9 protein-coding genes are annotated in these 12,043 nt (G+C 38.0%); 6 read left to right on the forward strand and 3 right to left on the reverse strand.

The window, feature by feature from the left end:
* The first annotated feature begins 393 nt into the window (after nt 1-393).
* Nucleotides 394-930: a hypothetical protein gene (locus tag F6K06_RS01810; protein WP_287239784.1), complete on the forward strand. Its 537-nt coding sequence runs from the start codon at nt 394-396 to the stop codon at nt 928-930.
* 57 nt (nt 931-987) lie between these two features.
* Complete coding sequence (locus F6K06_RS01815; RefSeq protein ID WP_287239787.1) at nt 988-1,734, forward strand: hypothetical protein; 747 nt, start codon at nt 988-990, stop codon at nt 1,732-1,734.
* Nucleotides 1,735-2,623: 889 nt separating this feature from the next.
* Here the strand turns inward: F6K06_RS01815 and F6K06_RS01820 are convergent.
* Both F6K06_RS01820 and ilvD read right to left on the reverse strand, forming a co-directional pair.
* The gene (locus F6K06_RS01820) at nt 2,624-4,912 is read right to left on the reverse strand and encodes a transglycosylase domain-containing protein (RefSeq protein ID WP_287239789.1); all 2,289 of its coding nucleotides are present in this window, start codon (nt 4,910-4,912) and stop codon (nt 2,624-2,626) included.
* Between the two features lie 809 nt (nt 4,913-5,721).
* Nucleotides 5,722-7,407: a dihydroxy-acid dehydratase gene (gene ilvD, locus F6K06_RS01825; protein ID WP_287239792.1), complete on the reverse strand. Its 1,686-nt coding sequence runs from the start codon at nt 7,405-7,407 to the stop codon at nt 5,722-5,724.
* A gap of 384 nt (nt 7,408-7,791) precedes the next feature.
* Here ilvD and F6K06_RS01830 point away from each other — a divergent pair, with 384 nt between their 5' ends.
* From F6K06_RS01830 to F6K06_RS01845, 4 genes are all read left to right on the forward strand, one after another.
* Entirely contained in the window at nt 7,792-8,631 is an 840-nt protein-coding gene (locus F6K06_RS01830; protein WP_124145209.1) for a pentapeptide repeat-containing protein, read from the forward strand.
* A gap of 390 nt (nt 8,632-9,021) precedes the next feature.
* Nucleotides 9,022-9,933: a ribonuclease D gene (locus tag F6K06_RS01835; RefSeq protein ID WP_287239795.1), complete on the forward strand. Its 912-nt coding sequence runs from the start codon at nt 9,022-9,024 to the stop codon at nt 9,931-9,933.
* A gap of 362 nt (nt 9,934-10,295) precedes the next feature.
* Nucleotides 10,296-10,910: a CP12 domain-containing protein gene (locus F6K06_RS01840; RefSeq protein ID WP_124145211.1), complete on the forward strand. Its 615-nt coding sequence runs from the start codon at nt 10,296-10,298 to the stop codon at nt 10,908-10,910.
* On the forward strand, nt 10,903-11,097 hold the full coding sequence (locus tag F6K06_RS01845; protein WP_124145212.1) for a hypothetical protein: 195 nt from the start codon (nt 10,903-10,905) through the stop codon (nt 11,095-11,097). The genes F6K06_RS01840 and F6K06_RS01845 overlap by 8 nt, the downstream gene beginning before the upstream one ends.
* A 239-nt stretch (nt 11,098-11,336) precedes the next feature.
* Here F6K06_RS01845 and F6K06_RS01850 read toward each other — a convergent pair whose 3' ends face one another.
* The gene (locus F6K06_RS01850; RefSeq protein ID WP_287239799.1) at nt 11,337-11,666 is read right to left on the reverse strand and encodes a hypothetical protein; all 330 of its coding nucleotides are present in this window, start codon (nt 11,664-11,666) and stop codon (nt 11,337-11,339) included.
* Nucleotides 11,667-12,043 lie beyond the last annotated feature (377 nt).

Consider the following 12,043-nt stretch of genomic DNA (forward strand, 5'->3'; position numbering starts at 1 on the left):
TTACTTAAGTAATTAATAATTGGCAATAGATAGACATCTTCAATCATCAAAAATCAAATCAATTATTGCACTATATAATACATGAAAATTTTCCCCCGACTCCCGACCCCCTATTTTCTGGAAATGATATTACAAATAGTATGATACTAGATGAAATACTTACTTAAATAATTAATAATTGGCAATAGATAGACATCTTCAATCATCAAAAATCAAATCAATTATTGCACTATATAATACATGAAAATTTTCCCCCGACTCCCGACTCCCGACTCCCTCTTTTCTGGAAATGTCTAATAGTTTAACTGACAACTGCGTATGTAGATAGTATTGCGGTCGTAAGACAGTTGAGTGGTATATACTAAAAATCATCTTCAAATACTATCTAAATTTATGAATGTTAACATTAAATCCTTAAAAATGCGATTCTATGGAGCTAAAGACATAGACAACCTAGCTCAATTGAGTAGATTGTCCGAGCAAGAACGTCTAGCAATGAAAGCTGTCGCCCAAGTTTTGCCCTTCCGAACCAACAATTATATAGTGGAGCAATTAATTGATTGGGATAATATTCCTGACGATCCAATTTTCCGGTTGACTTTTCCTCATCAAGAAATGCTAGATTCACAAGACTGTAATCGTATGATTCAGCTTTTAACAGAAAATGCTCCTAAAGCTGTTTTAAAAGAGACAGCTAATGAAATTCGTCGGCAACTCAATCCTCATCCGGCAGGACAAAAAGAGTACAATGTTCCCACCCTCAATGGCGAACCTGTCCCCGGAATTCAGCACAAATATCGAGAAACAGTCTTAATTTTTCCGACAGCGGGGCAAACTTGCCATGCTTACTGTACTTTCTGCTTTCGCTGGCCTCAATTTGTAGGACTTGATGACTTAAAATTTGCCACCCGTGAATCAGGAATCTTTTAACAATATCTACAACAGCATCAAGAAGTCAGCGATGTCTTGCTTACAGGGGGCGATCCGATGACCATGAAAGCATGGCAACTTGCTCTATATATTGAACCTCTACTAGAACCAGAGTTTGACCACATCCAAACAATTCGTATTGGCACAAAATCCATTTCCTACTGGCCTTATCGTTATGTTACTGATGAAGATGCTGATAATACGTTGCGTTTGTTTGAAAAGATAGTCCAACGAGGCAAACATTTGGCAATAATGGCTCACTACGAACATTGGAAGGAGTTGGATACCCCAGTTGCTCAAGCAGCAATTCGACGCATTAGAGCTACGGGGGCACAAATTCGTACCCAAGCACCTTTAGTACGCCACATCAATGATTCGGCAGAGACTTGGGCGAAAATGTGGCAAATGCAGGTGAGTTTGGGTTGTATTCCTTACTATATGTTTGTGGAGCGACAAACAGGCGCAAAGGACTATTTTGAAATTCCTTTGGTGCGGGGTTGGAAAATTTACCGAGAGGCGATACAACAAGTTTCGGGTTTGGGACGAACAGCAAGAGGGCCAGTAATGTCAGCTTTGCCTGGAAAAGTAGCTATTGATGGTGTTTCTGAAATTGCTGGAGAAAAGGTTTTTGTTTTGTCGTTTTTGCAAGCTCGTGAACCTGACTGGTGCAAGCGACCATTCTTTGCTCATTTCGATGCAGATGCTACTTGGTTGAATGACCTCAAACCTGCTTTTGGCAAAAATAAATTTTTCTACGAGAGTGAGCTTGAAGAAGTTTTAACTAGAAAGGCGCTGAAAGCCTAGTTTAGAAAAACGAACCGGCGTGCAAATTATACGCACGAGTAGTATCAAATCCGCGCTTCATTGATGTATAGCGCTGTGCGCAGGCAACAGGCAACAGGCAACAGCTCCGGAAGGGGGAATAAATTGCCGATAATATAAGATTTTTAGCTATTTGGCCACTCCTGCAATTTGTAAATATACCAGCGCTCATTGCTATAATTAGGGCTTGGTGATTAAATCTCAAAGCATTGACTGATATTGGTCTTAGGCAAATTATGTCTTTAAAAAGTATGAGCTTTTCGGTAGCTTAGGTTAAAAAAGTGAGGATTTTCACCGAAGCAAAAGCCGAAAAATCACTCTGACAAAACTTAGCTCCTACCTCCTCGCTCATTCCCATTTCTCCTGTCTCCTGTCTCCTGTCTCCTGTCTCCTGTCTCCTACCCCAGCAAAAAGACTTTCCATACGCAAACCCTAATTAGGGCTTACCGATCTAATATCAAAGCATTGACTGATATTGGTATTGGCCTTTTTAGGGTCGAATTGCAGTGCGCCTGTTTAAGTCTAAAACGCTGGCGATCGAGCAAGTAGTGCGAGTATTACCCCTGGAGGGGAATTTGTCTTTTTTTACCGAATATTTAACGACTGCTTCCCACTGTATTTGGAGGTGATGTCAAAGTTAACGGCACATTTTGACCTGACTACTCTTAAGTTACTGTGGTATGTAGCAGAAGACAATGGACATGGTTTATTGCTTTCTGTGGATAAATATCCTGGGAAATAAATTTATTGTTTTCTTAGTAGTCCTACTTGCATAATCGTAAGCAACAAGGGATTCCTAAAACGGGAGCAAGATGCTCCCACTACCGTGCCTCGTAACAAAAATAATGACAATGCACCACCACCGTTTTCTTTACTCTCCCACAACTTTTTTCATATAATTCCCCCATAACTGAGCCGCTTGTCCGCTACTGCTATAAGTAGGAGAATTATCATCATTTCCTAACCAAATACCTGTAACCATACTTTTGTTAGGAATATAACCAACAAACCATAAATCTACTCCTCGATTAGTTGTACCCGTTTTACCAGCTTCATCTAATCCTACATAAGCTCCACGACCAGTACCATATTGCACTACTCCTTGGAGCATTTGAGTCATGGTATCTGCTATTTGTGGTTGTAAAATCTGGCGGTTAGCTTGAATATCTCCTTGAGGGTTTTCACAGTTTGGGTCTGAATTATAGGAATAAATACAACGACAAGTGTAGATATTATCGCGATCGCTACAGTCGCTACTATCAATAATCTTTCTAATAGTATGAGGACGGTTTCCTACTCCACGATTAGCGATCGCTCCATAAGCACCAGTCATTTCTAATACATTAACTTCATTTTGACCCAAAATTAATCCTGGTATAGTATCTAACTTAGATTTAATCCCTAAACGCTTTGCCATCCTGACTACATTACCTAAACCCACTTGTTGAGCAACTCGCAAAGCTACCACATTTTCAGAAAGTGCTATTCCAGTGTACATATTTGTATTGCCGCCACTGCGTTGACAACCTCCGTAAGTTTGACCCATCCATCTCAGAGAATTACAAGAATATAATCTTGTTGGTGGTATCCCTCTTTCCAAAGCAGCAGCGTAGGCAAAAACTTTAAAAGTAGATCCTGGTTGACGTTGTGCTTGAGTTGCCCGGTTAAACTGACTCTGCTGATAATCTGCACCTCCAGTCAAGGCGATGACTTCTCCATTTGTAGAGTCTATTGTGACTACCGCACCTTGAGAAAAATTAGCATAAGAACCAGCATTATTAATTGCATCTTTTAAACTTATTTCTGCCTTAGTTTGAATTTCAGGATTTAAAGCTGTTTGAACAATAAAATTTCCCTCTCTAGCTAAGTCTTCTCCTAATAACTCTTCCAGTTCGCTAAATACATAACTATAATAATAGGGTGCTATTGTACTTTGGAGAATTTCTATAGCTTTTGGATTAATTTCTACCCGCGATCGCCTAGCTCTATCTGCTTCTTGTTGGTCGATCATGCCCAAAGTGAGCATTCGATAAATTACTCCATCTCTTTTTTCTATAGCTAATTGATAATTTTCTACAGGATTAAAAGTATTGGGTGCTGGTAAAATTCCTACTAATGTTGCTGCTTCTGATAAAGTTAAATCTTGAGCGCTTTTACCAAAATAAAATCTAGAGGCATCTTCAAATCCGTATAAATCTAACCCCAAATAAACCTTATTCAGATAATTTAATAATACATCGTTTTTACTATAAAAAGCCTCTATTTTAAAAGATACTATTGCCTCTCGTACTTTTCTGCCCAGAGAATCTTCTGTACCTACATAGTCACGAAAGACACTTCTTGCTAATTGTTGAGTTACTGTACTTCCGCCTTGGCTTATACCATCTGCTCTCAAATTTGTCAATACTGCTCTAGTAATTCCGATGGGGTCTACGCCGAAATGCCAATAAAAGCGACTATCCTCAGAAGCAATAACTGCATCAGGTAAATATTTAGAGAATTTAGATATGCGTCCTAATTCATAATGAGCGTTTCTGTAAGCTGGACGTAGAGGAGTTTGTCGATCACGAGCATAAACAACTACTGGGCCAGTAATTGGATTAGGTAAAGGGTCTACCTGAAATTTTGTCCATTCCAATAAAATAATTAAACTGATTAAAGCGGTTAATCCAGAAATGCCAAATATACCGTAACGGAATCCTTGAATGTACCAAGCAGGAGGGTCTACATATCGAAGTTTAACAGTATCAGCTAATGCTGGTGGTCCTAAAGTTAGAACATCGCCGTGACGTAAGGGAAGACGAGAAATCTTTTTTTTCCCATTGTAGAGACCATTAGCAGAATTCTCATCTTTAACTACATAAGGAGCGTTAGATTTATTAGTATTTTTGGAGACAGACAGATGAATTTTACTAATCAGGGGATTACGAATTACAATATCACAAGCTTGGGAAGAACGACCTAGTAAATAGCGATCGCCCAAAAGAGGATATTTTTTAGCTGGAGTATTCTCTGTTTCCTGTATCCAGAGTTCGGGTAATTTAGCATTAGGTCTCAGTGCTAGTCGGGAAAAGTTGACATTGGCATGAATAGTTTTAACTACTTGGGTAATATTGCCCAAGAGAGTTTGAGAGTTACGAGGAGGTCGTGAATAATTCATAACTGGAGGGAACAGGGAACAGAGAGTTAACGAAGTCAAAAGTCAAAAGTTATTTTTGTAACAGGAGGCTTAAATCTCCCTCCAAAAATATTTCGCTTTAAAAGGCAGGGTATTATACAAATTTAAAAAAAGAATGCTTTGAAGAAGGAGACAGGAGACAGGAGACAGGAGACAGGAGGAAAATTACTTGGGATTCTAACCCCAAGTAATTTTGAACACCGTGTAGACGGTGGGGTATTAAACCCACAAAGAAAATGATAAAAAGGTAGACCTCTATCGAATATACTTAAAAATAGCTATTCCAGTTCATTTTAGATAGCTATTTATATTGTTTTTCCCTTTTTTTCAAGATTTCAACCTTCTTCCTTCTTTCCTCTTCCTTTTTTCGTACGGACGTTGCATCAGGGCGTCCCTACCATTTGTAACAAACATTTATCAAATTGGTATTATGCCCAATTATTTTGATAAAAAAGCGTTTACTGGCAATGCTGCGCAAACAGAAGTTCAGCAGTCAGCTTTGCGCGTATGCGGAGCATTCTGGAACGGAAAGGGTATAAGCAACCCAAACTTTTTCTGACAGACTGCTCCGTAAACAGATACCATTATCTATAGCACTACATTTTTAGGCTGAAGCACTGAAGCGCGCTCTAACTAATAGCCAGTTAACCCAATTTTTCAGTAATTTGCTTGAGAATTAATTGACATCCCAAGCTACAACATAATATAAACTGTAACTTAAGGATGTCTACAACATACTTATTTAATTTTACTGGCGAATATCACAAATTAATGTTGATTATACCACACTTCTAACCTAATCCAGCATCAGTCACTGCCCCTAAACTACTAGAAGATACTAACTTCGCATATTTTGCTAATACACCTCTGGTATACCGGGGTGCTGGAGGTTGCCATGCTTGGCGACGCTGTTGTAGTTCCTCCTCTGAAATATTCAACTGTAACAAACGCTGGTGAGCATCAATAGTAATCATATCCCCTTCTTGAATCAGAGCGATCGCGCCACCTACTGCTGCTTCTGGAGCTACATGACCAACTACCATACCGTAAGTACCACCAGAAAACCTACCATCAGTAATCAACCCTACTTTATCTCCTAAACCAGCACCAATAATAGCCGAAGTTGGTGCTAACATTTCTCGCATTCCTGGCCCACCTTTCGGTCCTTCGTAACGGACGACAATAATATCTCCTGCTTGAATTTTTCCTGCTAATATTGCTTCTAAGCAAGCTTCTTCTGACTCAAATACTCTTGCTGGACCTGTTATTTCTGGGTTCTTGACTCCTGTAATTTTAGCAACTGCTCCCTCAGTTGCCAGATTTCCTTTTAAAATAGCTAAATGTCCTTGAGCATACATCGGATTATTCCAAGGGCGAATTACATCTTGATTGGAGGGTGGTTCCGAAGGTACGTCTGCTAACTGTTCTCCAATAGTTTTACCTGTTATGGTTAAAGCATCTGGGTAGAGTAGGTCATGTTCGAGGAGCATTTTCATGACTAGAGGAATACCACCCGCTTGATGCAAATTTGTTGTAACGTATCGACCGCTTGGTTTGAGGTCGCACAATACAGGGACTCTTGCTCGAATAGTTTCAAAATCATCAATGGATAATTCTACATTAGCAGCATGAGCAATGGCTAATAAATGTAGAACTGCATTAGTGGAACCCCCAACTGCAGTAATTACCGAAATTGCGTTTTCTATAGCCTTGCGGGTAATTATTTGACGAGGTAAAATTTGTTTGCGGATAGCCTCTACTAGAATTTTGGCAGACTCCTCAGTACTATCAGCTTTTTCTGCATCTTCGGCCGCCATAGTTGATGAATACATCAGACTCATACCCATTGCTTCAAAAGCGGAAGACATAGTATTTGCAGTGAACATTCCTCCACAAGACCCAGCACCTGGACAAGCTCTACGTTCAATTTCACTGAGCTGCTGTTCGTCAATTTTTCCAGCACTGTATTTTCCTACTGCTTCAAAAGCACTAACTACGGTTAAGTCTTCACCATTATAGTTACCTGGTTTGATAGTACCACCATAGACAAATATCGCAGGAATATTCATTCGAGCGATCGCTATCATTGCTCCAGGCATATTTTTATCACACCCACCGATGGCTAAAAGTCCGTCCATTGCCTGGCCATTACAAACTGTTTCGATGGAGTCGGCAATAACATCCCTAGAAACGAGAGAATATTTCATTCCCTCAGTACCCATAGAAATACCATCACTAATGGTAATTGTGCCAAATATCTGTGGCATTGCCCCTGCTTGTTTGGTTCCTGCAACAGCTCGCATGGCCAAATCATTGATGCCCATATTACAGGGGGTAATAGTGCTATAAGCGTTAGCTACTGCGACGATCGGTTTAGTAAAGTCTGAATCTTCAAAACCTACAGCTCTGAGCATAGCTCGGTTAGGAGAACGTTGTACTCCTTTTGTGATTAATTGGCTTCTGACATTCTCTGGCATAGTATTTTTTTTGTTGTACTTATGTTCTTAATTTTCTCAGAAGATCAGCGTGGTTTTTGAGATATTTACAATAAGATTACTAAATTTAAGCCCTTAATTTGGTGTCTGTAATTTGATCTTTTCCCTTATGGGTTTAATACCCCACTGTCTAAAGGGTGCAAATGCGGTTGCTGAGGGACTAATCCCCATAGACCACATTCTTCTGAATCCCGACTCCTAGCTACTTCTTCAACGGAATATAGTAGGAAAGCGAAAAGTTTTACAGAAAAAGCTGCTTAATAAGTTAATTAGGTATATGTAGGGTTTCTCTTTTGCTTTTGTAAATTAGTAATGTCCTAGTTTAAATATAAAATGTAAAATAGAAAATAGTTTGAGGCGGTGCAAATGGAGGCGGAAGAAATTCTAAAACAGTATGCAGAAGGGGAAAGAAATTTTAAAGGTATTACCCTAGTAGGGGTAGATTTAAGGGGAGCTGATTTAAGTAATAGTAACTTTACTAGGGCAAACTTCCGTAATATAAAACTTATGGGTGCTAACCTATGTGGAGTTAATCTCAGAGAAGTGTATTTAGGGGATGCTGATCTTAATGGGGCTAATTTGAGTGAAGCTAATTTGATTGGAGCGAGTCTGGTGAAAACTGACTTAAATAACGCTGATTTGAGTGAGGCTAATTTACGGGGTTCTAATTCTAGGGAAGCTAATTTCAGTCAAGCTAATTTAAGAGGTGCTAACCTGACGGAAGCTAATTTCAGTCAGGCTAATTTAACGGCAGCTAATTTAACTGCAGCTACAATGATTCGCGTTAATTTGATCAGAGCTATTTTAAATGGCTCAAGTTTAGAGTCTGCGAATTTAACAAATGCCTTGATGAATGAGTCAATTTTAGAAGAGGCCAATCTAAGTAATGGCATTCTCAGTGGGGCAATGTTAAGTAGGGCTAATCTGAGTGAAGCTGAATTGAGCAAATCTACTACTATTGGAGCTACTCTGAGTGAAGCTAATTTAAGTGGAGCGAAATTACGAACTGCTAATGTTAGTTGGACTACTTTTCGAGGAGCTAATATGAGTGGAGCTAATTTATTTCGGGCTAATTTAAGTTGGTCAAATCTGACGGGAGCAATATTAATTAAAGCTGTATTGATTGATGCAAAGCTAAATAAAACTAATCTACGAGATGCAGATATGAGGGGAGCAATTATGCCTGATGGTACAACTTGTCCTTAAAAGAGATTATTGTTGCTGATACCGTTTCACGGAAGTTATAAGTCAAAAGTCAAAAGTCAAAAGTCAAAAGTCAAAAGTAAGATTTTATAGAGCTGCAACACTTTGATGCTACATTAATAATTAATAATTAATAATTAATAATTAATAATTACCTCTTCTTTTCAAGAAGAGGATTGATTCAGTATAATTTATACTTAATTACCAAAGTCAGCTATAAAGTCTATATTCATTTAAACTTCCTTATCAGAGCTGATAGCTGACAGCTAATAGCTGTTTGCGCAGCATTCCGTAGGAAATGCTTACTTTAAAGGTGCGAAACTATTTGTGATAGACCTAAAGTGAATTGGTATTAATATTATAATTTTAAGATTTTTTTATTAAATTATATATATGTTTTATTTGACAGATAATAATGATATTAAAAAATGTATTCAACAATTAGCTACTGCTAATATACTTTGGATTGATACAGAGGTTGCTGATTATAATACTCGTAAACCTAGATTGTCTTTAATTCAAGTATTGGCTGAATCTCAAGATTTGATAGGCGATCGCGTTTATATTTTGGATGTTTTAGATAATCTTGATTTAACTAATTTTTTTATCGATAAAATTATGGTTGAGCCTAACATTGAGAAGGTATTTCATAATGCTAGGTTTGATATTAAATTCTTGGGTAAAAATGAGGCTAAAAATATTACTTGCACTTGGGAAATAGCAAAAAAATTACCTTATTATATTTTGCCTGTTCCTAATTTTAAACTGAAGACATTAGTGGAAAATTTAACTGATTTTAAAAATATAGATAAAGAAATACAAGGTAGTGATTGGGGACAGCGTCCGCTGACAGAAAAACAGTTAGAATATGCAAAAATGGACTCGGTTTATTTAGCTCAAGTACATTTAGCTTTGTTCGAATTAATGAAACAAAATAATTCTGAACCTACTGCTGAAAATTTAGATGAACTAAGTCAAAGATATCAAGATATTTTACATGAATGGAAATTGTTAGATTCAGAAATTGCTCATATACTTGAGCGGATAAAATTAGCTATGCAGGTACAGAATATTTCTGAAACTTCAACTTTTAAATTATCAGCTACAGAACGAGTTACTCAAAAAGTTAATTTTGCTGAGTTGGCAGCGATCGTACAAGACCGGGAAATAGATTTAGATTTTCCGATTACTGTCACTCAAAAACTACAAAAAGATTTTGGAGATATTATTAATGAAATTTCGGTAAATAAAGAGAAAACTTCTAGCTGGAAATTGACTGTTAAAAATTTGTCCGATATTAACTAGCCTATCAGCTTAAGTTAAAATTCCCATTTAAATTGCATTTCTATGTTGCTGATTATGGGTATGATTTAATAATTTTGTATTTGGGATTTTTGATTTTGGATAGTTTGAACCACTTGTTAATATTAACTATTCCCTATTTCCTATTCCCTATAAATCTAAGCTGACTGCTGAGTGCTGATTGCTGATTGCTTTTTAATCAGCCATATTAGTCAGAAAAATTAAAATAATTAAAAATAATTTGATTTGATAAATCTGTAGACTAAATAACTCTTTTATCCTACTCTTAAATTAATAGCAAAGCTGCTAAATATTGATAGTTTAAATATCAATAACTAAATACATATTATTGAGGAAAAGTCAAGATGATGCAAGCTAAAGATATTATGACCACAGAGGTTGAAAAAATTCGTGGTTCGGCGACAGTAGCTGATGCTGTGAAGAAAATGAACGATCTCTGTCTGCGTGCTCTAATTGTAGAACGCCGTCACGAGCAAGATGCTTATGGTATTATCACAGAGGCAGATATTGTTTATAAGGTTGCTGCTTACGGCAAAGACCCTAAACAAGTGCGAGTTTATGAAATTATGACTAAACCTTGCATTGTTGTTAATCCCGATTTAGGTGTAGAATATGTAGCGAGATTATTTGCTAATACAGGTATACATCGAGCACCTGTAATTAAGGATACGTTACTTGGTATTATTTCAATTACAGATATTTTAAGCAAAAGCGATTTTGTGGAGAAACCAAAATCTGTACTGCTTGAAAGGAGAATAGAAGCAGCTATTGAAGAAGCAAGAAGTATTTGTGCGGAAAAAGGTGTGACTTCTAAAGAATGTGCAGCAGCTTGGGATATTGTAGAAGAGTTACAAGCTGAAGCTGCTCATCAAAAGGCAGAAAGACTGGAAAAAACTGCTTTCGATATCTATTGCGAGGATAACCCAGAAGCTGCTGAAGCACGAAATTACGATGTTTAGGGTTTGCGCTCAAAAGTCTTTTAGTAGGGGTAGGAGACAGGAGACAACCCACCCCTCGCCCCTCCCCCTCCCAGGAGGGGAATACAGGAGACAACCCACCCCTCGCCCCTCCCAGGAGGGGAGAAATGGGAATGAGCAAGGAGCTAGGAGTAAGAATTGTCCTAAGATTGTTCTGCCCAAATCTTGACCAAAATCCGCTCATTTTTTAACCGTTACCACTTAAAACCTCGCACTTTTTGATACTTAAAAAAGCACTTACCTTTATCTATAAAGACTTTTAGATTTAATCAGCAAGTCCTATTTAGTTTCAACTTTTTCGCGATCGATGTTAGCAGGGAACAAGCAACAGTGGGAAAACATTTCCCTGTCTAAGGTCGATCGTCATTTCAGTTATCAGTTATATCAAATCCGGTAGCATCGGAGTAATTAAACCTGAATTTTCGGCCACCAATGGTACTGGGTTATAGCCTTGATTGCAAATTGCTGTGTTAAAAGAACTTGACAACGCTCAAACAGAATTTCTTCTAACTCACTGGCACACAGATGTTTATAGAATGTTCCTATATTGCGTTGAAATACAGTATGATATTCTCGGTATTCATTGCTTTTACTTAAAAAGTCAGAGGTTGCATATATGCTTTGTGTAGGTGCTTGAGAGATACCCGCAGCAATATTCTCAAAATGTTTCAGGAGAGAGGTTACACGAGGCCCTTTAAGCAAAGTAGCTCTGATTTTATCATAGTCAAATACTTTCATATTTAAAAAATACCAGTCGAATCCTATCTATGATCCCTGCCACTATACCACAAAGGGGGTTGGGGGGTTAGATTTTTTTCACCCATAGTTCTAGACTAAACGTGCTAGTAGTTTGGGTTATAAATATATAGGGTTTGCGCTCAAAAGTCTTATGGGTAAGGGTAGGAGACAGGAGACAGGAGACAACCCACCCCTAACCCCTCCCAACCCACCCCTAACCCCTCCCAGGAGGGGAGGGGAAGACAGGAGGAACGGGGAATGAGCGAGGAGGTAGGATTCATTAATTGATAATGGATAATGGATAATTACCTCGGATTTTAACCGTTACGGAATTGAATATAAGGAAATATCCTAGCAATTTTTTCCCCTTAAAAGGG

It is taken from the genome of Okeania sp. SIO1H4 (genome assembly GCF_010672695.1).
Taxonomy (GTDB): domain Bacteria; phylum Cyanobacteriota; class Cyanobacteriia; order Cyanobacteriales; family Microcoleaceae; genus Okeania; species Okeania hirsuta.

Coding starts and splice junctions, on each gene's coding strand:
- F6K06_RS01845 (WP_124145212.1), top strand. CDS start 10,903: ATGTTTAGGGTTTGCGCTCAAAAGTCTTTTAGTAGGGGTAGGAGACAG.
- ilvD (WP_287239792.1), bottom strand. CDS start 7,407: ATGCCAGAGAATGTCAGAAGCCAATTAATCACAAAAGGAGTACAACGT.
- F6K06_RS01815 (WP_287239787.1), top strand. CDS start 988: ATGACCATGAAAGCATGGCAACTTGCTCTATATATTGAACCTCTACTA.
- F6K06_RS01830 (WP_124145209.1), top strand. CDS start 7,792: ATGGAGGCGGAAGAAATTCTAAAACAGTATGCAGAAGGGGAAAGAAAT.
- F6K06_RS01835 (WP_287239795.1), top strand. CDS start 9,022: ATGTTTTATTTGACAGATAATAATGATATTAAAAAATGTATTCAACAA.
- F6K06_RS01810 (WP_287239784.1), top strand. CDS start 394: ATGAATGTTAACATTAAATCCTTAAAAATGCGATTCTATGGAGCTAAA.
- F6K06_RS01850 (WP_287239799.1), bottom strand. CDS start 11,666: ATGAAAGTATTTGACTATGATAAAATCAGAGCTACTTTGCTTAAAGGG.
- F6K06_RS01820 (WP_287239789.1), bottom strand. CDS start 4,912: ATGAATTATTCACGACCTCCTCGTAACTCTCAAACTCTCTTGGGCAAT.
- F6K06_RS01840 (WP_124145211.1), top strand. CDS start 10,296: ATGATGCAAGCTAAAGATATTATGACCACAGAGGTTGAAAAAATTCGT.